26 protein-coding genes are annotated in these 23,242 nt (G+C 70.1%); 15 read left to right on the top strand and 11 right to left on the bottom strand.

Features of this window, described 5'->3' with window-relative positions; translation table 11 throughout:
- The first annotated feature begins 1 nt into the window (after position 1).
- The 6 genes from nadA to ABIC53_RS04245 all read left to right on the top strand — a co-directional run bounded on the left by nadA (position 2) and on the right by ABIC53_RS04245 (position 7,482).
- Positions 2–1,315: a quinolinate synthase NadA gene (gene nadA, locus ABIC53_RS04270; RefSeq protein ID WP_274177966.1), complete on the top strand. Its 1,314-nt coding sequence runs from the start codon at positions 2–4 to the stop codon at positions 1,313–1,315.
- A complete protein-coding gene (gene nadB / locus ABIC53_RS04265; protein ID WP_354450532.1) occupies positions 1,312–2,889 on the top strand; it encodes an L-aspartate oxidase in 1,578 nt (525 codons plus the stop codon). The genes nadA and nadB overlap by 4 nt, the downstream gene beginning before the upstream one ends.
- Entirely contained in the window at positions 2,889–3,746 is an 858-nt protein-coding gene (gene nadC / locus ABIC53_RS04260; RefSeq protein ID WP_354452164.1) for a carboxylating nicotinate-nucleotide diphosphorylase, read from the top strand. The genes nadB and nadC overlap by 1 nt, the downstream gene beginning before the upstream one ends.
- Positions 3,746–4,876, top strand: a complete 1,131-nt coding sequence (locus ABIC53_RS04255) for a cysteine desulfurase family protein (RefSeq protein ID WP_354450531.1) — start codon at positions 3,746–3,748, stop codon at positions 4,874–4,876. Before nadC ends, ABIC53_RS04255 begins: the two co-directional genes overlap by 1 nt.
- Positions 4,873–5,829 carry a glycosyltransferase family 2 protein gene (locus ABIC53_RS04250; RefSeq protein ID WP_274177968.1) on the top strand — a complete coding sequence of 319 codons (957 nt, stop codon included), beginning with the start codon at positions 4,873–4,875 and terminating at the stop codon, positions 5,827–5,829. The genes ABIC53_RS04255 and ABIC53_RS04250 overlap by 4 nt, the downstream gene beginning before the upstream one ends.
- 144 nt (positions 5,830–5,973) lie before the next feature.
- Positions 5,974–7,482: a DHA2 family efflux MFS transporter permease subunit gene (locus tag ABIC53_RS04245; RefSeq protein WP_282501024.1), complete on the top strand. Its 1,509-nt coding sequence runs from the start codon at positions 5,974–5,976 to the stop codon at positions 7,480–7,482.
- 87 nt (positions 7,483–7,569) lie between these two features.
- Here the strand turns inward: ABIC53_RS04245 and ABIC53_RS04240 are convergent, their stop codons facing one another.
- Positions 7,570–7,695 carry a hypothetical protein gene (locus tag ABIC53_RS04240; RefSeq protein ID WP_258524557.1) on the bottom strand — a complete coding sequence of 42 codons (126 nt, stop codon included), beginning with the start codon at positions 7,693–7,695 and terminating at the stop codon, positions 7,570–7,572.
- 89 nt (positions 7,696–7,784) lie between these two features.
- On the opposite strand from ABIC53_RS04240, the gene ABIC53_RS04235 reads away from it, so the two are divergent.
- On the top strand, positions 7,785–8,333 hold the full coding sequence (locus ABIC53_RS04235; protein ID WP_354450528.1) for a type 1 glutamine amidotransferase domain-containing protein: 549 nt from the start codon (positions 7,785–7,787) through the stop codon (positions 8,331–8,333).
- A 50-nt stretch (positions 8,334–8,383) separates the two neighbouring features.
- On the opposite strand, the gene ABIC53_RS04230 is transcribed toward ABIC53_RS04235, so the two are convergent.
- Positions 8,384–9,298: an alcohol dehydrogenase catalytic domain-containing protein gene (locus ABIC53_RS04230; RefSeq protein WP_354450526.1), complete on the bottom strand. Its 915-nt coding sequence runs from the start codon at positions 9,296–9,298 to the stop codon at positions 8,384–8,386.
- A gap of 167 nt (positions 9,299–9,465) precedes the next feature.
- Between ABIC53_RS04230 and ABIC53_RS04225 the strand changes: the two genes are divergently transcribed.
- Positions 9,466–9,864 (top strand): glucose-6-phosphate dehydrogenase, encoded by a 399-nt coding sequence (locus tag ABIC53_RS04225; RefSeq protein WP_112614988.1) that lies wholly within the window; start codon positions 9,466–9,468, stop codon positions 9,862–9,864.
- Between the two features lie 238 nt (positions 9,865–10,102).
- Positions 10,103–10,228 (top strand): hypothetical protein, encoded by a 126-nt coding sequence (locus ABIC53_RS04220; protein ID WP_258524558.1) that lies wholly within the window; start codon positions 10,103–10,105, stop codon positions 10,226–10,228.
- A gap of 27 nt (positions 10,229–10,255) precedes the next feature.
- Here the strand turns inward: ABIC53_RS04220 and ABIC53_RS04215 are convergent, their stop codons facing one another.
- On the bottom strand, positions 10,256–10,516 hold the full coding sequence (locus ABIC53_RS04215) for a hypothetical protein (RefSeq protein ID WP_114589563.1): 261 nt from the start codon (positions 10,514–10,516) through the stop codon (positions 10,256–10,258).
- A 192-nt stretch (positions 10,517–10,708) separates the two neighbouring features.
- Between ABIC53_RS04215 and ABIC53_RS04210 the strand changes: the two genes are divergently transcribed.
- Together ABIC53_RS04210 and ABIC53_RS04205 are read left to right on the top strand one after the other, a co-directional pair.
- A complete protein-coding gene (locus ABIC53_RS04210) occupies positions 10,709–11,071 on the top strand; it encodes a hypothetical protein (protein WP_112614994.1) in 363 nt (120 codons plus the stop codon).
- Positions 11,072–11,137: 66 nt separating this feature from the next.
- Positions 11,138–12,178, top strand: coding sequence for a zinc-dependent alcohol dehydrogenase family protein (locus ABIC53_RS04205; RefSeq protein WP_354450523.1), 1,041 nt, complete (start codon positions 11,138–11,140; stop codon positions 12,176–12,178).
- A gap of 86 nt (positions 12,179–12,264) precedes the next feature.
- Here ABIC53_RS04205 and ABIC53_RS04200 read toward each other — a convergent pair whose 3' ends face one another.
- From ABIC53_RS04200 to ychF, 3 genes are all read right to left on the bottom strand, one after another.
- A complete protein-coding gene (locus tag ABIC53_RS04200; protein WP_112614998.1) occupies positions 12,265–12,804 on the bottom strand; it encodes a Dps family protein in 540 nt (179 codons plus the stop codon).
- A gap of 98 nt (positions 12,805–12,902) precedes the next feature.
- Positions 12,903–13,346 (bottom strand): hypothetical protein, encoded by a 444-nt coding sequence (locus tag ABIC53_RS04195; protein WP_274177973.1) that lies wholly within the window; start codon positions 13,344–13,346, stop codon positions 12,903–12,905.
- 52 nt (positions 13,347–13,398) lie between these two features.
- Positions 13,399–14,478: a redox-regulated ATPase YchF gene (gene ychF / locus ABIC53_RS04190; protein WP_274177974.1), complete on the bottom strand. Its 1,080-nt coding sequence runs from the start codon at positions 14,476–14,478 to the stop codon at positions 13,399–13,401.
- Between the two features lie 109 nt (positions 14,479–14,587).
- Between ychF and ABIC53_RS04185 the strand changes: the two genes are divergently transcribed.
- Both ABIC53_RS04185 and ABIC53_RS04180 read left to right on the top strand, forming a co-directional pair.
- Complete coding sequence (locus ABIC53_RS04185) at positions 14,588–15,184, top strand: exonuclease domain-containing protein (RefSeq protein WP_274177975.1); 597 nt, start codon at positions 14,588–14,590, stop codon at positions 15,182–15,184.
- 73 nt (positions 15,185–15,257) lie between these two features.
- A complete protein-coding gene (locus ABIC53_RS04180) occupies positions 15,258–16,652 on the top strand; it encodes an HNH endonuclease signature motif containing protein (protein ID WP_354450520.1) in 1,395 nt (464 codons plus the stop codon).
- A gap of 252 nt (positions 16,653–16,904) precedes the next feature.
- Here the strand turns inward: ABIC53_RS04180 and ABIC53_RS04175 are convergent, their stop codons facing one another.
- Complete coding sequence (locus tag ABIC53_RS04175; RefSeq protein WP_274177977.1) at positions 16,905–17,567, bottom strand: DUF6226 family protein; 663 nt, start codon at positions 17,565–17,567, stop codon at positions 16,905–16,907.
- A gap of 98 nt (positions 17,568–17,665) precedes the next feature.
- On the opposite strand from ABIC53_RS04175, the gene ABIC53_RS04170 reads away from it, so the two are divergent.
- Complete coding sequence (locus ABIC53_RS04170) at positions 17,666–18,913, top strand: DNA recombination protein RmuC (protein ID WP_274177978.1); 1,248 nt, start codon at positions 17,666–17,668, stop codon at positions 18,911–18,913.
- 36 nt (positions 18,914–18,949) lie between these two features.
- On the opposite strand, the gene ABIC53_RS04165 is transcribed toward ABIC53_RS04170, so the two are convergent.
- Both ABIC53_RS04165 and glpX read right to left on the bottom strand, forming a co-directional pair.
- Positions 18,950–19,132 carry a UDP-N-acetylmuramyl pentapeptide phosphotransferase gene (locus tag ABIC53_RS04165; RefSeq protein ID WP_240309861.1) on the bottom strand — a complete coding sequence of 61 codons (183 nt, stop codon included), beginning with the start codon at positions 19,130–19,132 and terminating at the stop codon, positions 18,950–18,952.
- Positions 19,133–19,262: 130 nt separating this feature from the next.
- A complete protein-coding gene (gene glpX / locus ABIC53_RS04160; RefSeq protein WP_274177979.1) occupies positions 19,263–20,252 on the bottom strand; it encodes a class II fructose-bisphosphatase in 990 nt (329 codons plus the stop codon).
- A gap of 210 nt (positions 20,253–20,462) precedes the next feature.
- Between glpX and fbaA the strand changes: the two genes are divergently transcribed.
- Entirely contained in the window at positions 20,463–21,491 is a 1,029-nt protein-coding gene (gene fbaA / locus ABIC53_RS04155; protein WP_274177980.1) for a class II fructose-bisphosphate aldolase, read from the top strand.
- A gap of 71 nt (positions 21,492–21,562) precedes the next feature.
- Here fbaA and ABIC53_RS04150 read toward each other — a convergent pair whose 3' ends face one another.
- Positions 21,563–22,144 carry a DUF6264 family protein gene (locus ABIC53_RS04150; protein ID WP_274177981.1) on the bottom strand — a complete coding sequence of 194 codons (582 nt, stop codon included), beginning with the start codon at positions 22,142–22,144 and terminating at the stop codon, positions 21,563–21,565.
- On the bottom strand, positions 22,141–23,202 hold the full coding sequence (locus ABIC53_RS04145) for a 4-hydroxy-3-methylbut-2-enyl diphosphate reductase (protein WP_274177982.1): 1,062 nt from the start codon (positions 23,200–23,202) through the stop codon (positions 22,141–22,143). The genes ABIC53_RS04150 and ABIC53_RS04145 overlap by 4 nt, the downstream gene beginning before the upstream one ends.
- Between the last annotated feature and the right edge of the window lie 40 nt (positions 23,203–23,242).

Raw genomic sequence — 23,242 nt, 5'->3', positions numbered from 1 at the left:
CATGACCACTTCTCCGCTTACGCTGTCGCCGCGACCGATCGACCCGAGCGTCGATCACGGGATCCAGGCGATCGTCGCCGGCGCGTCGAACGCCGAGACATGCAACACCGATCTCGCCGCGGGACCGTGGAGCTTCGACGCACGGCCGGGGTACGGCCCGGGCTCGTCGATGGGCGACGTCATCCCGACCGGGGCGCCGCGCCAGGGCGAGCTCCCGGAGTACTACCGGACCGCGGACGAGGACGAGCTGCATGACCGCATCTCCGCCGCCAAGGCCGCCCTCGGCGACCGGGTCGTCGTCCTGGGGCACTTCTACCAGCGCGAAGAGGTCGTGCGGCACGCGGACTACGTGGGCGACTCGTTCCAGCTCGCGGAAGCGGCGAAGGCCCACCCCGAGGCCGAGGCCATCGTCTTCTGCGGCGTCCACTTCATGGCCGAGACCGCCGACCTGCTGTCGCGGCCCGAGCAGTCCGTCATCCTGCCCAACCTCGCCGCCGGATGCTCGATGGCCGACATGGCGTCGATCGACGAGGTCGAGGAGTGCTGGGAGCAGCTCGGCGAGATCTACGGCGACCTCGGCAGCCCCGACGCCGAAGGACTTCTCCCCGTCATCCCCGTCACGTACATGAACTCCTCCGCCGCCATCAAGGGCTTCGTCGGCCGGCACGGCGGAATCGTGTGCACCTCCTCGAACGCCCGCACCGTGCTCGAGTGGGCCTTCGCACGCGGCCGCCGGGTGCTGTTCTTCCCCGACCAGCACCTCGGACGCAACACCGCCAAGGCGATGGGGGTCACGCTCGACCGCATGCCGATGTGGAACCCCCGCCGCCCGCTCGGCGGCAACGACGAGGCGTCCCTGCGCGATGCTCGGGTCATCCTCTGGCATGGCTTCTGCTCGGTGCACCGCCGCTTCACCGTCGAGCAGATCGCGCAGGCGCGTGCGGAACACCCGGGCGTCCGCGTCATCGTCCACCCCGAGTGCCCGATGCCGGTCGTGGACGCCGCGGACGAGGCGGGATCGACGGAGTACATCCGCCGCGCGATCGACGGCGCGACCGAGCCCACAATCTTCGCGGTCGGCACAGAGATCAACCTCGTCCAGCGGCTCGCCGCGCAATACCCGCAGCACCGCATCTTCTGCCTCGATCCCGTCGTCTGCCCGTGCTCGACGATGTACCGCATCCACCCGGGCTACCTGGCGTGGGTCCTCGACGAGCTCTGCGCGGGACGGACCCCCAACCGCATCCGGGTCTCCGACGACGTCGCCGTGCCGGCACGGGCCGCCCTCGAACGGATGCTGGCGGCGCGGCCATGACCCGGCGTGTCGTGGTCGTGGGCTCCGGTCTTGCCGGCGGCATGTGCGCCCTGCGCGCCGCCGACGCCGGCTGCGAGGTCGTCCTGGTCACGAAGAGAGCGCTCGGCGACGGCAACACCGCCTACGCGCAGGGCGGCATCGCCGCCGTGACGGCCACGGGCGACTCGGTTCTCGCCCACGTCGACGACACTCTGCGCGCCGGCGCGGGCCTCGGCGAGCGCGACGCCGTGCACACGCTCGCATCGGCGGGGCCGGACGCCGTCGCGACGCTCGAGGCGATCGGGGTCGCGTTCGACCGCGACGACAGCGGCGCGCTGCGACTCGGCCTGGAAGGTGCGCACCGGGTTCCGCGAATCCTGCACGCCGGCGGCGATGCGACCGGAGCCGCGATCCAGCGCGCTCTGAACCGCGCGCTGGCTCTCGCGCCCGTCCAGATCCGCTCCGACGCTCTCGTCACCGACGTCGTGGTCTCCGACGGGGCGGCGCGGGGTGTGCGGGTGCTCTCGGAGGGCCGCACCGAGACGCTGGCCGCGGATGCCGTGGTCCTCGCGACCGGTGGGGCGGGACAGCTGTACGCCCACACGACGAATCCCGCGGTGGCGACCGCCGACGGGATCGCGCTCGCCCTGCGCGCCGGCGCGACCGTCGCCGACCTGGAGTTCGTGCAGTTCCACCCCACCGCCCTGACCGATGGGACGCTCGTGTCGGAGGCCGTGCGCGGCGAGGGTGCTGTGTTGATCGACGAGCGCGGGCGCCGCTTCTGCGTCGATGCGCATCCCGATGCGGAACTCGCTCCACGAGACGTCGTGGCCCGCTCGATCGCGGCGGCGATGGCGCGTCAGGGCGGCCGGCCGGTGCTGCTCGACGCGACCGGTCTGCGCGAGACTCCGTCGGCGACGGCTGCCTTCCTCGCCCACCGGTTCCCGACGATCGACGAGTCCGTGCGGGCGCGCGGATGGGATTGGTCGCGGCATCCGGTTCCCGTCACTCCCGCCGCGCACTACCTCATGGGCGGCGTCGTGACCGATCTCGACGGTCGGACCGACGTCGACGGGCTGTTCGCGGTCGGCGAGGTCGCGCGCACGGGCGTGCACGGTGCCAATCGGCTGGCCTCCAACTCGCTGCTCGAAGCCGTCGTGTTCGGCCTGCGCACCGCGGATGCCGTCGTCGACGGCGACCCGCGGGTCGCAACGGCGTCTCCGAGCGTCTCGTCGTCACCTCGCGCCGTGGCGAGCCGGTCCCGTGCGCCGCGACGGATACCGGCGAACGGACCGTTCAGCCGAGCGGCCCTGCAGTCGCTCATGTGGCGGCACGTCGGACTCGAGCGGGACGCCTCCGGGCTCGCTCTCGCGCTCGACATCCTCGATGAGTGGTCGCGCGCCGCAGTCGCACCCCGCTCCCGGCGCGAACACGAGGACGCCAACCTGCTCCTCGTCGCGAGCTCGATGACCACCGCCGCGCTCGCACGCACCCGATCGATCGGCGCACACCACCGCAGCGACGACACCACCGCTCGTCCGCTGACCGCCGACGAATCCGTCCGACCCGCCGCCGCTCCCGAGAAGGTCGCATGATGCTCACCCCCCGACAGATCGCTGCCATCGTCGGCCCCGCACTCGATGAGGACGCCCCATGGGGCGATCTCACCAGCACCGCCTTCATCCCCGGGGCGGCGCGCGCCACGGCCGCGCTCGTCTCGCGCGTCGACGGCATCCTCAGCGGCGGGGCAGTTTTCGCCGCGGCTTTCGCGCTCACCGATCCGAGCTGCGACGTCGTGATCGACGTGCCCGACGGCTCGCGCATCCGCCCCGGTGACACGCTGGCCACCGTCCGCGGTCCGGCGCGCGCCGTGCTGACCGCCGAACGCGTCGGACTGAACCTCACCCAGCGGATGTCGGGGATCGCGACGCTGACCCGTCGCTACGTCGACGAAGTCGCGGGGACCGGTGCCCGCATCGTCGACACCCGCAAGACGACACCGGGGCTGCGTCTGATCGAGCGGCAGGCCGTCCGGGACGGCGGCGGCCACAACCACCGGTTCTCCCTGTCGGATGCGGTCATGCTCAAGGACAACCACCTCGGTGTCATCACCGCCGATGGGACGGGGCTGACCGAAGCGCTGCGACGCGCGATGGATGACCTTCCTCACACGACCCACGTCGAGGTGGAAGTCGACCGCATCGATCAGATCGAGCCCGTGCTCGCCGCCGGCGTGGACACGATCATGCTCGACAACTTCTCGCTGGACGATCTGCGCCGTGGGGTCGCCATCGTCGGCGGTCGCGCGGTCGTCGAGGCGTCGGGCGGAGTGTCGCTCGAGAGCGTGCGTGCGGTCGCCGAGACCGGTGTCGACGTGATCTCCGTCGGAGCGCTCACGCACTCCGCGCCCTCGCTCGACCTCGGGCTCGACCTCGTCGTCGACGCGCGCTGATGCTGTACCTCGACCACGCCGCGGGCGGTCCGGTGCGTCGCGAGGTGCTCGAGGCGATGGCACCGTTCCTCACCGGTCGATTCGGCAACCCGTCGAGCATCCACACGGTGGGTGAAGACGTCGCCGGCGCCCTCGACGACGCGCGGCGGCGGGTGGCGGCGGTGCTCGGCGTGCGCGCCGGCGACGTCGTCTTCACGTCCGGAGGAACCGAGGCGAACAATCTCGCGATCGCGGGCATCGCCCTCGGGGCCCGCGGACGCGCTCCCGGCCACATCGTCACGACGGCGGTGGAGCACGATTCGGTATTGGCGGTCTGTCGTTACCTCCAGCGCATGCATCGATACGACCTCGACGTCCTGCCCGTGGACGCGCTCGGACGCGTCGACCCCGACGCCGTCGCCCGAGCCGTGCGCGATGACACCGCCGTCGTGAGCATCGGCTACGCCAACAACGAGGTCGGAACCGTTCAGGATGTCGCGGCGATCGCGCGAGCAGCGGGTTCGGTCCCGGTGCACACCGATGCCGTGCAGGCGGCCGGGTGGCTTCCCCTCACCGGCACGGGCGCCTCGGCTCTGTCGGTCGCGGGCCACAAGATCGGCGCGCCGCAGGGCATCGGTGTGCTGGCGGTCCGCGGCCGGCTCCCCCTCGAGCCTGTGATCCACGGCGGCGGCCAGGAGCGCGGCCGGCGCTCGGGCACGCAGAACGTCGCGGGGGCGGTGGGCCTCGCGCTCGCGCTCGAGCTGGCCGAGCGCGAGCGCCCCGAGGCCGCTGCACGGGCCACGGTGGCGCGCGACGCGTTCACGAGCAGCGTGCTCCGCACCGTCCCCGGTTCGCGCGCGACCGGCGACCCTGATCGGAGGCTTCCGGGCCTCGCCTCGTTCACGTTCGCCGCGACCTCGGGCGAGGCCGTGCTCCTCGAACTGGAACGGCGTGGAATAGTCACGAGCAGCGGGTCGGCATGCGCCGCGGGCAGCGACGAGCCGTCGCACGTCTTGACGGCGATGGGTCTCGACGCCGATGACGCCCGCACCGCGGTGCGGTTCAGCTTCGATCGCGCGACGGTGCCGGATGCGGGAGCGCTCGCGGGCGCCGTGGCCGACGCAGTCTCGGCAGTACGATCGGGGTCGTGAGCTCGCCCGTCGTCACCGTCATCGTCCCCGGCCGCGACGTCGCCCCCTACGCCGAGGAAGCGCTGGCTTCCCTGAAGGCCCAGACCCTCGGCGAGTGGACCGCGATCCTCATCGACGACGGATCGCGCGACACGACCGGACGCATCTTCGCGGAAGCGGCCGCGTCGGACGAGCGGTTCCGCGTGATCGCACACGACCGCGCCGTCGGGCTGGGTGCCGCACGGAACGCGGGGCTCGATCGGGTCGACACCCCGTTCGTCGCCTTCCTCGACGCGGACGACGTCCTCACCCCGTCGGCCCTGGAGCGCTGGATCGGAACGCTCGACGCTTCGGGCTCCGACTTCGTCGCCGGGGCCTACGTGCGACTGCGTCCGACCGATGAGGGCTACGTCCCGGGCCCCGTGCAACCCTGGGTCGCGGCATCCACTCGGCCTGCCCGCATCGGGACCACCCTCGCCGACCATCCCGAGGCATCGGGGAACATCGTCGCGTGGTCGAAAGCGAGCCGCATCGAGTTCTGGCGACGTCACCGACTGCGCTTCCCCGAGAACCGGCTGTACGAAGACCAGCTGGTCGCACAGCAGATGTACACCCGCGCCCGAGCGTTCGACGTGATTCCGGACGTCGTCGTGCACTGGCGCGAGCGGGCGGACGGGTCGTCGATCACGCAGCACCGTGCACAGCTGCCCGTGCTCATCGACTATCTCGACGCGCTGCGGTCGGGCCTGGCGGTGCTCGACGCCGCCGATGCCCGCGCCGCAGCCACGGCCCGGGTCCGGCTCGTGCTCGACATGGACGTTCCCCCGCTCGTGCGCATCGCCGCGACCCATCCCGATCCCGAATACCGTCGGCGGATCGGCGGGCTGGTCCGCGACTTCCGGGAACGAGCACCGGGTCACCGGGCCGCCGACCCTGCAGCCGCGGAGTTGTGGGACATCGCCCGCCTCTGGTGATCCGCCGCACGCATCCGCGTCGACCGACCGGAAGCTGATGCTGGCGCCGTGTCGTCGGCCCCGGGAATAATCGATCCGTCGGGGCGTTGGCCCTGCGGAGTCCGCCCTCGGGTGACGACCGATCTTCCGACCGAGGAGTTGCCCATGGCCGTCGCGCCGTCGTCCACGAACGCCCCCGCATCCGCCGCATCGCCCGCCGTGCCCACCGTCGTGACCGCCGAGGCGAACCGGGTGATCTGGCTCCTGCTCGTCGCCGCCTTCGTCGCGATCCTGAACGAGACGACCATGGGCGTCGCGATCCCGCACCTGATCACCGACTTCCGCATCACGGCGGTGGCGGCGCAGTGGCTCACGACCGCGTTCATGCTCACGATGGCGGTGGTCATCCCGATCACCGGCTTCCTGCTGCAACGTCTGACGACGCGGGCTGTCTTCACCGCTGCGATGAGCCTGTTCTCGACGGGAACGCTCATCGCCGTCCTGGCGCAGAGCTTCGGTTTCCTCCTCGTCGCGCGTGTCGTGCAGGCTTCGGGAACCGCGATCATGATGCCGCTGCTGATGACGACGCTGATGACGGTCGTCCCGCCGCACGCTCGGGGCCGCATGATGGGCCGGGTCAGCATCGTGATGTCGCTCGCTCCCGCGATCGGGCCGACGCTGTCCGGGTTCCTCCTCGACACCCTCAGCTGGCGCTGGATCTTCGGCGTCGTCCTCCCGATCGCCCTGGTCTCGCTCGCGATCGGCGTCCGCTGGATCCACAACCTCGGCGAGACCCGGCGCGCGCCACTCGACGTCTTCTCCGTCGTGCTCTCGGCCTTCGGTTTCGGAGGCCTCGTGTTCGGACTCAGCCAGATCGGCGCCGGAGGCCACGGCGGCGGGGATGCCGCGGCCGCGGCGCCCGCATCGAACCTGCCGCTCATCATCTCCCTGTCGGTCGGGGTCGTGGCGCTCGGCGCGTTCGTCTGGCGTCAGCTCGTGCTGCAGCGCAACGACGAGGCGCTGCTCGACCTGCGCGTGTTCCGCTCGGCCAACTTCTCGCTCTCGGTGGCCCAGCTGGGCGTCATGTCCATGGCGTTCTTCGGCGCGATCACCCTGCTGCCGCTGTACATGCAGAACGTCCTCGGACTCTCCGCGCTCGAGTCCGGGCTGATCGTCCTGCCGGGCTCTCTCGCGATGGGCATCGCCGGCCCGTTCATCGGGCGCATCTACGACCGCTGGGGCACGCGCGTGCTTCTCGTCCCCGGAGCCGTCATCGTCACCGGCATCCTGTGGAGCTTCACCACCCTCACCGAGAACACGTCGGTATGGCTGCTGCTCACGCTGCAGACGTGTCTCTCGCTCGGCCTGGCGATGTCGTTCACGCCGCTGTTCACGGCATCCCTCGGCTCTCTGCAGCCGCGGTTCTACTCGTACGGCAGCGCGATCGTCTCGACCATCCAGCAGGTCGCGGGCGCCGCGGGCATCGCTCTGCTCATCACGGTGATGGCCGCTGCCGAGGCCGGCGCCGCCGATCCGGGGACGACGGCGGCCGGCGCCGCGGGCGCGCGGGCGGCCTTCTTCGTGGCCGCGATCATCGCGTCGCCGCTGATCATCGGGGCGCTGCTCATCCGCAAGCCGGCCGACAGCCCCGAAGGCGTGCCCGCGGCGCACTGAGCCGGCCTCGCCGCCATCGCGCGAGAACGACGAAGCCGCCGGGTGCGTCATGCACCGGCGGCTTCGTCGTACGCCTCGAGGCGAGGTTCAGGAGGTCGAGCAGCATCCTCCGCCGCAGCAGGAACCTGCGTCGTCGTTCGCGGTGACCAGCAGGTTCTTCTCATCGGGAACCGGCTGCAGTGTCTGAGGCTGGGGCGTGGATGCTGTGGACATATCGCCATCGTAACCCCGCAGCGGACCATGCGTCGCGGAGCGTGTCAAGCGCGTCGCAGCGACCGTCGGCCGCGCGTAGCGTCGGCGACATGAGCACTCTCGATGGCAAGAAGATCGCATTCCTGGCAACCGACGGCTTCGAGGACAGCGAGCTGACCTCGCCCTGGCAGGCCGTCTCCGACGCGGGCGCGACCGTCGTCATGATCGCCCCCGAATCGGGCCAGATCACCGGCAAGAACGGCCACACCCAGAAGGTCGACGTCGTCACGGCGGATGCCGAGGCCGACGAGTACGACGCGCTCGTGCTTCCGGGCGGCGTCGTCAACGCCGACAACCTGCGACTCGACGCGAACGCGGTCGACTTCGCGCGCGCGTTCTTCGAACAGCACAAGCCCGTCGGCGCGATCTGCCACGCGGCGTGGATCCTGACCGAGGCTGACGTCCTCTCGGGCCGCACCCTGACGAGCTTCCCGAGCCTGCGCACCGATCTGGTGAACGCCGGTGCGACCTGGGTCGACGAGGAGGTCGTCGTGGACCAGGGCCTCGTCTCGAGCCGAACGCCCGATGACCTCCCGTCCTTCAACGCGAAGGTCATCGAGGAGATCGAAGAAGGCGAGCACGCCGGCCAGACCGCGTGACCCGTCGGTCCTGAACGCCGCCGACACGGCTTCCGATCGCCCCCGCGAGCTCAGGCTCCGGGGGCGATCGCCACGCGCAGGTGGCGACCCGACCGGGCAAGCTCGATCGCGTCGTCGAGGCGGTCGAGCGGCAAGGGTGTCGAGACGAGGTCGGCGAACGGGTAGCGGCGGGTGCCCGGGGCGCGCATGAAGGCGACGGCAGCCTCGAGGTCGGCGGATGTCGGCACGCCGACCCGCAGGGTCGTTTCCGGTGAGGCTTCGCTCGCGGTACGGAAGCGCGCGCTCAGATCCGTCTCGGGCGAGTGCTCGGGCGCCAGCGCAGCGCCGAATCGCTCGGCCCGCGCGCGCACCCGCGGATCGGCTGAGGCGAGCCGCGCTCGTCCACCCCGCTCGGCGATCATGGCGGACAGCACGAGCGGATCGGCACCGGTGCCGGCGATGGTCACGAGCAGGTCCTCGGGATCGGCGATCTCCTCCAGCCGTCGCACGAGCCCGGCCGCTCGCGCGACCGCGCCCGACACGGGGGCCAGGATGCAGGCCGGGAGCGCCTCGCCCACACGGACGATTGGCGTGCCCGTGACCAGATGCACGTGCGTCGCGAAGCCGCCCACGAGTTCGCGATGGGCTCCGATGCGCTCATGCGGTCCCACGGCGCTCACGACGCGCTCCCCGAGCTCGAGCGGAATGCCGTCCGCCGCCGCGACCGCGCCGCCGAGCGCCGCGACCCTGCCGACGAACTCACGGCCGAGGACCGTCGGCACCGGGCATTGCTCCTCACCGTCCGTGATCGCGATGTCGTCCTCGGTGATCGTGACGAGCTCGACACGGACGAGCACTTCGCCCGGCCCGAGCACGACGCCGGGCACGGCGATCGTCTCCTGGTCGCGGCCCGGCCCCATCCAAGCGCGCGCCAGTGCAGCAGGACGCAGCAGCACGTCCATCGGTGCCGGGGTCGCCAGTTCCATTCGCGCCCTCTCGCCCGTGGTGACTCCCTCACTGTCGCAAAGGCCACCCGGCCCGCGGCGCGGCGGCGCACGCCGTTTCGCGAATGTTCACCGGATGGTGGGCGGACCGCCTCCCCGGCGCCGCGGGTACGCTGGAATCCGGCGCGCGAGTGCCGGAGAGGACCATCATGAGAATCGTCGACTCGGCCGACTGGCGCGATCGCCTGACCTACGAGACGCCCTACCGCGTCGCCGACGTCATGCCGGGTGATCCCGCGCGATGCGCCGCATGCCCCGCCGACGCCGGTGCCCATGATCGCGACCACCTGTGGGCGGTCAAGCACCGTCATCCGACCAACCACGGCGGTTTCGTCCGGTTCTACTGCGAGTCGCACGTTCCGGAGCGCAAGCAACCCGTCGCGGTCGCGACACGTCCGGCACCCGCGCGACGCGCCGCGCCCCGCGCTGCAGCGCCGCGCACTCCGAAGGCGCCCGCACCCTCGGATGTCGTCCGCGCGATGTGCCCGGACTGCTTCGTCGAGGTGTCCGCCGCGGGCGAGTGCGGCGTCTGCGGCATCCGGATCTGACGGCGTGAGCGAACCGGCCGCCGCGAACTATCCGACCGCGTTGTGGTGCCGGTCCCGCCGCGGATCGGCGTTGTGCACCCGCCCGAGGGGACACGCGGGGCTGCATAACCGGCTCGGAACGTCGCAGATGTGGTCGGACGCGCAGGCCGATCCGCCACGATGCGCGGGCAGCGGTGAGCCTGCGCAGCCGTCGCCGACACTGCCCGGCGGGTTTCCCTTCGGACGGGGACTGTGCCCCGTGTGCACGGCCTTCGTCGAATTGAGCGAGGGTCGCATCGACCGCCACGACGCCTTCCGCGGCACGACGGATGCCGCCGAGGCCGAGGCCCGGGCTCAGTGGTTCAACACCGTCGGGTGGAACTGACCGCCCGCGCCAGCAGACGGTGGACTGTCAGGCGCCCGCTTCGTCGTCGCGCCACGGCAGATTGAGGTCCTCGGCGGGCACATCGACGTCGCCGACATCGTCGGGACCGCCGGTTCCCGGACGTGCACGCACGAGCTCGTCATCGACGTCCTCGTCGGGGCTGGTCGGGGCCTCGTCCTGCTTCTCACGGGTCTCGGTGTCGCTGGCCGGGCTGTAGCGCATATCCTTGCGGACCGCCTCCGGCTCGGAGAGCGGTTCCTGGTCGGTCGCCGGGTCCTGCTGGCTCATCACGTCTCCCTCGCTGTCGGCGCGCCGATTCCGACGCTCTCGACAACGCTAGGCAGCGCCGCCGATCGCGTCAGGCGCGTTGACCAGCCGGGAGCCTCGTGCAATGATCCTCGGCCGATGCGAGCCGTATCCGATGACGATCGTCAGCGCAAGTGCGAGGTGCCCGGCGGCGCCAGCCGCCACAGTGTTGTCATGAGACGAATCACGTACGCGGGCGACACGGTGATCACGACGGATGACGTTGCGGAGGCACTGGTGGAGCTCACGGCGGCGGTCGCCAATTACGGCCGCGCCGAAGCCGTGCGGATTCCGATCGTGCTCGAACCGAGCGGGCGTGTCGATGAGGCCGAACTCGTCATCGGGGTCGGCAACGACGTGCTGTCCGCCCCCATCGACTGGGACGCCGATGAACCGGACTTCTCCGAGGGGGCGGAAGACCTTCGAGCGCACGAGAGCTACCCTCAGCGCCGTTCCGAGGGCGCTCACCTCTATGCCCTCGACGACGAGGCACCCGCACAGTGGGACCCCGACCTCGAGGGCTTCCGCGACGCCTGACCTTTCGCGTCACACTGCCGTCGACCGTGCGGCGCTGACTCGCTCGATGGCGTAGCGTGGCCGAACGTGCGAGCGATGGTCATGGACAGCATCCGCGGGCCGGTGACGGTTCGCGAGGTGGCCGATCCGAGCGTCCCCGCCGACGGGGTGGTGGTGTCGGTGCGCGCCACCGGCCTCTGTCGAAGCGACTGGCACGCCTGGGCCGGCCACGACGACATCGCACTCCCCCACACCCCCGGGCATGAGTTCTCAGGTGTCATCTCCGAGGTCGGTGCGGAAGTCGCGGGCTGGCAGGTGGGTGATCGCGTCACGACGCCGTTCGTCATCGGCTGCGGTCGATGCGAGTGGTGCGCACGCGGGGACGCCCAGGTCTGCCCGCACCAGCAGCAGCCCGGCTTCACCTACGCCGGCTCGTTCGCCGAGCGGGTCGTCGTGCCGGCGGCCGACGTCAACCTCGTCGGCATCCCCGACGGTGTCTCGTTCGAAGCCGCGGCGGCGCTCGGATGCCGCTTCGCCACGGCGTACCGCGCGCTGATCGCCCGGGCGACCCTGAGCGGCGGCGAGTGGATCACGATCGTCGGCGCAGGCGGTGTCGGCCTCAGCGCCGTGATGATCGCACGGGCTCTGGGAGCGCGGGTCATCGCGGTCGACCGGTCGCCTGCCGCTTTGCAGACCGCCTCGGAGCTCGGCGCCGAACACGTCGTCGCCGCTGACGGGCAGGACGTCCCCGCCGTCGTTCACGAGCTGACGGGCGGGGGCAGCCACGTCTCGGTCGATGCGGTGGGCAGCGAGCAGACCGCATCGGATGCGATTCTGAGCCTTCGTCGTCGAGGACGTCATGTGCAGATCGGGCTACTGCCCTCGGCATCCGGTCGTAGCGCCGCTCCCCTGGCCCGCGTCATCGCGTGGGAGCTCGACCTGCTCGGCAGCCACGGCATGGCCGCGGTGGACTACCCCGGAATGATGGCGCTGATCGGCGACGGCAGCCTGCGCCCGCAGGACCTCGTGCAGCGGGTCGTCGGACTGGAGGAAGGTGCGCGACTGTTGCCGGCCAGGGACACCGCGGCAGCGGCGGGCATGACGATGATCGATCCGCGGCTGGTCTGACACACGCGATACGCGAAGACCCCGCCCGGACGCGGTGGTCACGGGGCGGGGTCTTCGTTGCTGGGGATTACCCGGCCGGGGCCTGGTCAGCCCTGGGGCTTGCGGTTCTCGGCGCTGACCATCCAGGCGAGCTGCTCGAGGCGCTCGAGGATCGAGTGCAGGATGTCGGCGGTCGTCGGGTCTTCCTCGTCGACCTCGTCGTGCACGTCGCGGCACGTGCCGATCGTCGCCTCGAGGCGCTCGGTGATCAGGTCGATGACCTCGGCGGTGTCGATCTCGCCCTGCGGGAACTCGGGCAGCGTCGTGGTCTCGGCGACGGTGTCGCTGCGGCCATCCGGGAGGGCGTGAAGCGCACGCATGCGCTCGGCGACGGTGTCGGCGAACTCGCGAGCGGCGTCGATGATCTCGTCGAGCTGGAGGTGGGTGTCGCGGAAGTTGCGTCCGACGACGTTCCAGTGCGCCTGCTTGCCCTGGAGCGACAGCTCGATGAGGTCGACGAGCACCTTCTGGGTGTTCTCGCTGAGCTTCTGCGACGCGCGGAAGCCGCTCTCGGCGTTCTGCTCGTTCGTCAGACCGGCGCCGGAAGCGCGGCGCTTGTTGCGCGTGGTGGTGGTGTTCGTGGCCATAGTGTTGCCTCCTCGAGTCGAGATGACATCCACGCTAGGCAGGGTCGGGACGAGTCGCCCACCGGTTGATGGAACGTGCGAGGGCTGGTAACGGGTGTTCAGAAGTCTTCGTCACGAAGACCGAGTTCGAGCCAACGACGAGCGGCGACGTCTCCCTCGAGCCATCGCACGCCGAACGTCTGCGACGCACCCCACCTCGCCGAGAGCCAGTGGCGGCCCATCAGACGCCGCTCGTGCACCGTGCTTTGCAGGTGGTAAGCAAGGTACCCGGCCTCGAGCTCACGAACCGTGTGCCATCCAGGACCGTAGTCCTCGAAGGGGAGCTCACGCGATCCGTCGGGCCACACGACGGTGAACCACAACCAGCGCTGCCTCGACGGAAATCGCATCTCGCGGACGACGCTCGCCACATGACCGACGACCTGGTCTTCGATCACGAGCGCTCCGATTCGTCGGTCGTACGCCTGCAGAGTGTCATCTGTGGGCGTGTCGACACCGGGCGACCCGTCATACTGCGGATCTCCGGCGCGCTCGCGTGGCATGCCTCGATTGTGCCAGCCGTGGGCGGTGGGCTTCACCGATAGCGGCAGGGCGTCAGACGTTGAAGCGGAACTCCACGACGTCGCCGTCCTGCATGACGTAGTCCTTGCCCTCGAGGCGCGCCTTGCCCTTCGCGCGGGCCTCGGCGACCGAGCCGGTCGCGACGAGGTCCTCGAACGAGATGACCTCGGCCTTGATGAAGCCCTTCTCGAAATCGGTGTGGATGACGCCGGCAGCCTGCGGAGCCTTCCAGCCCTTGCCGATCGTCCAGGCGCGCGCTTCCTTCGGGCCCGCGGTGAGGTAGGTCTGCAGGCCCAGCGTGTCGAATCCGATGCGCGCGAGCTGGTCGAGGCCCGACTCGTCCTGACCGGTCGACGCGAGCAGTTCTGCGGCTTCCTCGGGGTCGAGGTCGATGAGCTCCGACTCGATCTTCGCGTCGAGGAACACCGCCTGGGCAGGAGCGACGAGCGCGGCGAGCTCCGCCTTGCGCGCCTCATCCGTAAGCACGGCCTCGTCGACGTTGAAGACGAAGATGAAGGGCTTCGCGGTCAGCAGCCCGAGCTCCTTGATGGGCGCGAGGTCGATCTTGGAGTCGGCTCCCGACAGCAGTTCCCCGCGCTGAAGCGCATCCTGCGCAGCTTTGGCAGCCTCGAGCACGGAGGGATCGAGCTTCTTGCCGCGAACCTCCTTCTCGTAGCGCGTGATCGCCTTCTCGAGGGTCTGGAGATCGGCGAGCTGCAGCTCGGCGTTGATCGTCTCCATGTCGTTCTGCGGGTTCACCGCACCCTCGACGTGCACGACGTCGTCGTCGGCGAAGCCGCGGACGACCTGCGCGATCGCGTCGGCCTCGCGGATGTTGGCGAGGAACTGGTTGCCCAGCCCCTCACCCTCCGACGCACCGCGCACGATGCCGGCGATGTCGACGAACGACACCGCGGCGGGGAGGATGCGCTCGGAGTGGAAGATCTCGGCCAGCACCTTCAGGCGCGGGTCGGGGAGGTTCACCACGCCGACGTTCGGCTCGATCGTCGCGAACGGGTAGTTCGCCGCGAGAACCTGGTTCTTGGTCAGGGCGTTGAAGAGGGTCGACTTGCCGACGTTGGGCAGTCCTACGATTCCGATGGTGAGAGCCACGGGCATCCAGTCTACGTGGCCCACCGACATCGCCTCCGACCGATCCGGATCGCCCGGCTCGGCGGCGCGCCTCCCTTCTCGTCCTCCGGACACGGGTGACGCTTGTCCCGTGGCACTGGACTTCACCGCGATCGACTTCGAGACGGCGAACTCCTCCAGTGCATCCGCATGCTCTGTCGGCCTGGTTCGCGTCCGCGACGGCGAGGTCGTCGCCTCCGACGGCTGGTTGATTCGCCCGCCGTCGGGCCACGACCGCTTCTTCGACATCAACGTCTCCATCCACGGCATCACCGCCGACGCGGTGGCGCATGCCCCCAGCTGGGTCGCGCAGCTCCCCCGCCTTCTCGACTTCATCGGCGACGACGTACTCGTGGCACACAACGCCGGATTCGACATGGCCGTGCTGCGCCGCGCGTGCGAGGCGACGGATGCCGCGCTCCCCGCGATCCGCTCGGTGTGCAGCGTGCAGCTGGCACGGAAGACGTACCAGCTCGATTCCTACCGGCTGCCGCTCGTTGCTGCTGCCGTCGGGTTCCTCGACTTCGCGCATCACGATGCCCTCGCGGACGCGCTCGCGTGCGCACACATCACCATCGACGCGGCTCGCCGGGCCGGCGCGCACGATCTCGTCGAACTCGCGATGCTGCTGGGGGTGCGCGTGCCCGAGCACGAGCCGATCGGGGCTTCGCTGCTCAGCCCGGCCTGACGGAGTCGCTGGTCGTCCGCGGGTCTGTGGGAGGTTCCGGCACGATGTCGGAGGTTCATGACATGATTCGAACATGCATTCGAATGGCGGGCGTGGTAGCGGGATGGGCAGCGACGCAGACGTCGACACACTCGCTCAGCTGGTCGCGGATGCCGAGGGCATAGCGGATACCGCGCGCGCGGCACAGGTCCGGGAGGTTCGTCTCCTCGCTGCCGCCGGCCAGCTGGCGGAGTCCCAGTCCGCGGGAGCACCGGAGAAGGTCAAGGCGCGCGAGATGGCTCTGCGCGGCATCGCGGCGGAGCTGGCCGGGGTGTTCGTGGCGACCGACCGGACCCTGCAGCGTCGCATCGACGAAGCCCGCGATCTGGTCGAGAACTACCCCGTGACGATGGCGGCCTGGGAGGCCGGACGCATCGTCCGCGGGCACGTGCGGGTGATCCACGAGATCGGATGCATCGTGCCCGCGGGAGATCGCGCGGAGTTCGAACGCGTCGCGATCGAGCGCTGCGAGGGCGAGAGACCCAACCGGGTGCGGGACGCGCTGCGGATGATCGCCGAGCGCATTCACCCGCGGACGTTCACCGAGCGGCACGAGGAAGCAGCGGCGGGGCGGGGCGTGTGGGTGCAGCCCGGGGCGGATGGGATGTCCGACCTGATCGCGACCTTGCCGACGGTGATCGCGGACGGGATCGTGGACCGGCTGACGCGGCAGGCGCGGGAGATCATCACCGCGCGAGCCCAGGCTGATGCGCCTGGCACGCCTGACACTCGAGCCGACGCGAACGGCGCTTTACCCGATGCCGACACGACGATTCGCGACGGGTCGTCGTTCATCGACGATGCCCGCACGATCGACCAGGTTCGCGCCGACGTGTTCTCCGACCTGCTCCTCGCCGGGACACCGGCCCTCGATCCCACCGGCACCGGCGACGGCGGCGGAACACTGGGCGCGATCCGGGCACACGTGCAGGTGGCCCTGTCGGCACTCACGCTGATGGGTCAAGATGAAGGGCCCGCGGATCTGGCGGGACGCTCGCCCATCGACGCCGCCACCGCACGCGAACTCGCCGGCAACGCAACCTCGTGGGACCGGCTGCTGACCGATCCGGTCACCGGGACGGTGCTCGAGTGCGACAGCTACCGGCCCACCGCCGCGATGGTGCGACTGCTGCGGGCCCGCGATCGGCACTGCCGGTTCCCCGGATGCCGGCAACCCACGATCCGGTGCGAACTCGACCACACGATCGCCGCATCCGACGGTGGAGCGACACACGTGTGCAACCTCGCGAACCTCTGCAAACGCCATCACGACGTCAAACACCACACCCGATGGCGAGTCCAACAGCTCCCGGGCGGGAGGCTGATCTGGACCTCACCCACCGGACGGGTCTACCGCGAAGACGCACCACCACCACTCGTCGCATTCACCGTCGCGGCTCCACCCGGACCGGGGCTTCCACCGTTCTGACGAGTTCGCCCTTCGGTTGGCGCTGGTCGTGGGTTCGGCGTGCACGGACCGGGTTCGGCCTGCGCTCGCTGGCGCACTCGCGCGTACGCAGCTCGCCGTTTCGCCGGTACCGGTCACCGATTGAGCGTGCACAGACCCACCCGACCCCGGCTTCCACGGTTCTGACGAGTCCATCGTTCGGTTCGCCCTGGTCGCCTGCTCAGCGCGGCCGATTGATGATTCCATGTCAGCGCCGCGCGCGGGAGTGCGGGACTACGCGCCATCACCCGGCGACGCCTGCGTGCGCGGCCACGGTGCCCACCCGTCCGCCGCGGTGCGGAGCACCTCCGCGGCGCTCGACAGCCGCTGCACCGGAAAGTCCTCCACGCGCGATTGGCCGGATCGGCTGCCCTCGGGGAATGTGAACGCGTGCTCCACCGGAAGCTCGGCGCCGGGCACGATAGCCTCGCGGAAGTTCCCCGTCACGACCGCGAAGACCTGCTCCTCGAGTTCGTCTGCGACAGACCGCCATTCCTCGTCACATGCGTCGCACCCGCAATGGGGGTAGTGAGCGTCATGCAGCAGTCCCGAGTGCACCGAGAGACCCGGATACGCATCGAAAACGAAAGTCACCGATGCGCACTGCGGGTCGGCGGGCTGCAGGCGCACCGCACGGAGCACAGCGAAAGAGCTCGGTCTGTTCAGATCTGAGGCGACGTCAACACCCTCTTCGACGTCGACCTCGAATGTCTCGCTTAGGTGAGCGATGAGCGCATCGCCGACAGCATGCAGCGGCGCGAAGCGCTCCGGGTGCGTGTCGACCGAATAGGCGTCTTCTGGAGGCGATCCCGGCCAACGTCTGCCGTACTCGATGACCGCGCCGTCGGCATCGCGGAACACCGGCGTGTCGATGGTCGGGCGCACGTAGCCTTTCATGCCGACATCCTGCCGCACCGTCCGCTCCGGGCGCGGAGAGAGCCGCGCCGCACGCCCCGCCTCCGTGCGATGTCAGAGCCACCGGGCATCCTGGACACATGGACGCCGCTCTCGTCTTCATCCTCATCGTCGTCGCCGCGATCGCCGCCGCGGGTGGCTGGTTCGCGGGCTCCGCGCGCACCTCACGCGAGGGAGCAGCCGACCGAGTCCGTCTCGAGGCTCGCGCGGCCGTTGCTGAGGCCGAGCGCGACGCCCACGCCGAGCAACTGGAACGACAGCGCGAGCTGCAGCGTGAGCTGGGAACCCAGGCGCGGCTCGACCAGGCCGCTCGCGACGAACGCGAACGCCGCGAGCAGGCGGTCTTGCGAGCGCTCGCCCCCGTCCAGGAGTCGCTGCAGGCGATGCAGGCCAAGGTCGAGCTCCTCGAACGCGAACGCAGCGAGCAGTTCGGTTCGGTCGCGGAGCAGCTGCGACTCGGACGCGAGACCGACGAGGCGCTGCGTTCGACGACGGAGTCGCTCGCCGGCGCCCTGCGCTCGAGCGCGGCCCGTGGCGTCTGGGGCGAGACGCAGCTGCGACGCATCGTCGAGTCCGCCGGCCTCACCCGCTACGTCGACTTCGAGCTGCAGTCCAGCATCTCGTCCGACAGCGGCGCGGGGCGCCCCGACCTGATCGTCCGTCTCCCCGGCGACAAGGCGCTCGCGGTCGACGCGAAGGTGCCGCTCGACTCGTATCTCGAGGCGAGCGCGATACCCGTCACCGCGCAGGGTGAGGAGGCGCGACGCCGCAAAGCGTTGCTGACGGCGCACGTCAAGGCGGTGCGCGCCCACGTGGACGCCCTCGCGAAGAAGGCCTACTGGCAGGGCCTGAGCTCGAGTCCCGAGTTCGTCGTCTGCTTCATCCCGAGCGAATCGCTTCTCGCGGCGGCGCTCGACGAAGACCCCGCGCTGCTCGACTACGCCTTCAGCCGGCGCGTCGCACTCGCGTCACCGGTCAACCTGTGGGCGGTGCTGAAGACCGTGGCATACACGTGGACCCAGCAAGACGTCTCCGACGAGGCCCGGCGCCTGTTCGACCTCGGCAACGAGCTGTACCAGCGTCTCGGAGGGCTTGCCTCCCACGCCGGCGACCTGCGCCGTGCGATCGAGCGGACGGTCGAGTCCTACAACAAGTTCGTGGGGACGCTCGAGAGCAGGGTGCTCGTGACGGCGCGGAAGTTCCCGGGCATCGACGAGACACGGCTCGAGGCAACGAGCGCGCCGAGCCCGATCGAGACGTCGACGCGGATGACGACGGCTCCCGAGCTGCTCAGCGCGGACGTCGGCGAGCTTCGCGAACGGCTGTGACGCGTCGGCGGAGGGGAAGGGAGGCGAGCTGTCCGGTCAGGCCGGGAACATGTTGACGAGGCCGACGACGGCGACGGAGACGGCGAGGAAGGCGCCGATCATCCACCAGGCACTCATCTGATGTCCCTCGGGGTGGCGCCGACGCAGCAGCACGTCCGGACGTCGAGCGGGGTCGATCGTCACCGCGACCTGGCCGGTCGGCGGGTTGTTTGCTGTCATCGACATGGTTCTCCCGGGTGCTGACGTAAGGGTGGTCATCGCCGTTGATACCGCTGCCATTCTGACAGAGCCTTGCTGGGAGCATCAGTGGTTGACACGCAGTCGTGTCGTGATAGTTACCCGCCCGAGTTCAGAGCCACTTGGATGTGAGGTGCTCCGAGGTGATCCGACGCAGCGTCCCCGACGCGCCGCGCAGCACCACGCTCTCGGTGTACACGTAGTCGCCTTCGCGCCGAACGCCCCCGACGAGCTCGCCGTTGGTCACACCGGTCGCCACGAAGATCGTGTTCTTGCCGCGGACGAGATCGTCGGCCTCGTAGACGTGACCGTCGAGGTTGAGCCCGGCGTCGATGCCGCGCTGCTTCTCGTCGTCGTCGCGCGCCCACAACCGGCCCTGGATGTGACCGCCGAGGGCCTTGATGGCGCACGCGGTGACGATGCCCTCCGGGCTGCCGCCGACACCCACGCACATGTCCGTGCGCGCGTTGTGCCGGGCCGCGTTGATCCCACCCGCGACGTCGCCGTCGCTCATCAGCCGCGTGCCCGCGCCGGCATCCCGGATCTCCTGGATCAGCTGCGCGTGACGCGGACGGTTCAGGACCGAGACCACCAGTTCATCGACAGGCTTGCCGAGAGCCTTCGCGAGCCGCCGGATGTTCTCGGCGATGGGCAGTCGGATGTCGACGACGCCGACACCCGCAGGGCCGGTGACGAGCTTGTCCATGTAGAACACCGACGAGGCGTCGAGCATCGCTCCCCGGTCGGCGACCGCGATGACCGAGAGCGCGTTGTTGCGCCCCTCCGCGGTGAGGGTCGTGCCGTCGATCGGATCCACGGCGATGTCGGCCTGGGGCCCGCGACCGGTGCCGACCTTCTCGCCGTTGAAGAGCATGGGTGCGGCATCCTTCTCACCCTCGCCGATGACGATCACGCCGTCGAAGTTGACCGTCGTGAGGAACGCGCGCATGGCGTCGACGGCCGCCCCGTCGGCGAGCTCCTTCTGCCCGCGGCCGATGAACGGCACCGAACGGATCGCCGCCGCCTCTGTCGCGCGCACGAGCTCGAGCGCGAGGTTTCGATCGGGATGCAGGGGACTCATGTCGGCGGTCAAACTCACCATGCGCCACAGCATAGGTGCGGGCAGGCGCGAGGATCCGCCGCTTTCGGCCGCGCGCCCACGAAGGAATCGGGATTCTTAACGAATCCGTACATCCAGCCGCGTCGCGAACACGTGACAACAAGCAGCGTCGTTTCTCCGGCCGCCCCGCGGACGGCGAGAGCGGCCTTCGATAAAGTGGGCTCGGTAACACCGCCGATTTGAGGAGCTCTCATGCCCATCGCCACCCCCGAACAGTACGCAGAGATGCTGGATCGCGCGAAGGCCGGTGGTTTCGCCTACCCCGCCATCAACGCCGCCAGCTCGCAGTCCATCAACGCCGTTCTTCAGGGCCTGACCGAGGCCGGCTCCGACGGCATCATCCAGGTCACGACCGGTGGCGCCGACTACTTCGCCGGACACACCGTCAAGGGCCGCGCGACCGGTGCGCTCGCCTTCGCGAAGTTCGCCCACGAGGTCGCCAAGAACTACCCCGTCACGGTCGCGCTCCACACCGACCACTGCCCGAAGCCCGCCCTCGACGACTTCCTGCTGCCGCTCATCTCGGCATCGGAGGAGGCCGTCGCCGACGGCGGTCAGCCGATCTTCCAGTCGCACATGTGGGACGGCTCGGCCGTGCCGCTCGCCGAGAACATCGAGATCGCCAAGGAGCTGCTTCCCCGCATCAAGGCGATCCGCGCGATCCTCGAGGTCGAGATCGGCGTCGTCGGCGGCGAAGAGGACGGCGTGCAGCACGAGGGCTCGAACGACGCCCTCTACACCACGACCGGTGACGTCTCGCAGGTCGTCGAGGCTCTCGGACTCGGTGACCAGGGCCGCTGGATCGCCGCGCTCACCTTCGGCAACGTCCACGGCGTCTACAAGCCGGGCAACGTCAAGCTCAAGCCCGAGCTGCTCGGCGAGATCCAGGCCGGCATCGCGTCGAAGTTCGGCACCGGCGAGAAGCCCCTCGACCTCGTCTTCCACGGCGGCAGCGGCTCGACCGACGAGGAGATCGCCCTCGCCGTCGCGAACGGTGTCGTGAAGATGAACATCGACACCGACACGCAGTACGCGTTCACGCGCTCGGTGGCCGGGTTCATGTTCCAGAACTACGACGGCGTCCTGAAGGTCGACGGCGAGGTCGGCAACAAGAAGGCTTACGACCCGCGCGCCTGGGGCAAGAAGGCCGAGTCGGCCATGGCCGCTCGCGTCGTCGAGGCGACCCGCCAGCTCGGCTCGTTCGGTCAGTCCCAGAGCTGACCGCCGGCCACACGGAACGGCGCCCCACGGATTCGTTCGCGGGGCGCCGTTCTGTCGTTCTCGGGTGCGCGTCAGCGGCTGGTCGAGAACCCGTCGAGCACAGCCGGGTCGGACAGCAGCGGCACTGCCAGCAGCAGGCTCACGATGATGAATGTCACGATCGCGCCGACGAGTGGGATCCACCACGACAGCCGCCGCAGCGACAGCGACCACCACGACAGCACCGCGGTCAGCAGCCACCCCGCGCCGTAGACGACGGCGGCGGCGATGCCCCACGCCCGTCCGCCCGCCGGGTCCGCGAGCGTCCCGTGGATACCAGCCATGTCCATCCACGTCTGCGCGAAGCCCGTGAAGTCGACCAGCTGCGGGATGGCTCCGAGCACCGTCACCAGGCCGTACGCGAGCAGCGCGACCGTGATGATCCGGTCGGCGAGCCGCGTGGGGCGCGCAGCCGACGTGGTCGGGCGCGGCGAGGGAAGCTGCTGTCGTGCGGACTCATGGGGACGGGGTGCCGCTGAGGCGGCCGGCACCTGCGCCGTCTCGACCACATCGGGGTGCGGTGCTTCCCCGCCCAGGGCCGCGATGCGGGCGCGTTGCTCCTCGGGGGTGGCGTACTCGCCGTACTGCGGGCGCGGACGTTCCTGCTCGCTCATGACCGCCCCCGTCCGCCGCGTGCGCGGGCGTCCTGCTTCCCGGCGGCATCCGTCCGCAGTTCCTTCGGCAGGGAGAACATGAGGTCTTCCTCGGCCGTTCGGATCTCGTCAACGTCGGCGTAACCGGCATCCGCGAGACTGGAGAGCACCTGCTGCACGAGCACCTCGGGTACCGAAGCGCCGCTCGTGACCCCGACCGTCCGGACGCCGTCGAGCCACTCCTGCCGGATCTCATCGGCATAGTCGACGCGGTACGCGGCGCGAGCGCCGTACTCGAGCGCGACCTCGACGAGCCTCACACTGTTGGACGAGTTCGCCGACCCCACGACGATCACCAGGTCGGTTTCGGCGGCGATCTTCTTGATGGCGACCTGGCGGTTCTGGGTCGCGTAGCAGATGTCGTCCGAGGGCGGATCCTGCAGTTCGGGGAACCGCACGCGCAGCCGCCGAACGGTCTCCATCGTCTCGTCGACGGAGAGCGTGGTCTGCGAGAGCCAGACGACCCGCGACGGGTCGCGCACCTCGACGGTGTCTGCGTGTTCGGGCGACGTCACGATCGTGATGTGCTCGGGCGCCTCGCCGGCGGTCCCCTCGACCTCCTCGTGCCCCTCGTGGCCGATCAGCAGGATCTCGCGGTCGTCGCGCGCGAACCTCACGGCCTCACGGTGCACCTTGGTCACGAGCGGGCAGGTCGCGTCGATCGCCTGCAGCCCCCGATCGGACGCCGCCGAGACCACCGCGGGAGACACCCCGTGCGCGCTGAAGACGACGTGCGCGCCCTCGGGCACCGCGTCGACCTCGTCGACGAAGACGGCGCCGCGCTCCTCGAGCTCGCGCACGACGTGGATGTTGTGCACGATCTGCTTGCGCACGTAGACGGGCGCACCGAAGCGTTCCAGCGCCTTCTCGACCGCAACGACGGCGCGGTCGACTCCGGCGCAGTATCCTCGCGGAGCTGCCAGGAGCACCCGCTTGGCGGCGCCCACAGGGATATCCTGGAGACGGCCGTGACGCCCCGGCACGCGGGGAACGGGCAGCCGGACGGCGGGAGTGCTCACTCCTCGATTCTACGAGGCGCATCCTGCCAGCCGCTCGGAA

Source organism: Microbacterium sp. 1262 (genome assembly GCF_040544895.1).
Lineage (GTDB): Bacteria > Actinomycetota > Actinomycetes > Actinomycetales > Microbacteriaceae > Microbacterium > Microbacterium plantarum.
The sequence above is the reverse complement of the archived record's forward strand: the minus strand, read 5'-3'. Positions and strand labels throughout refer to the sequence as shown.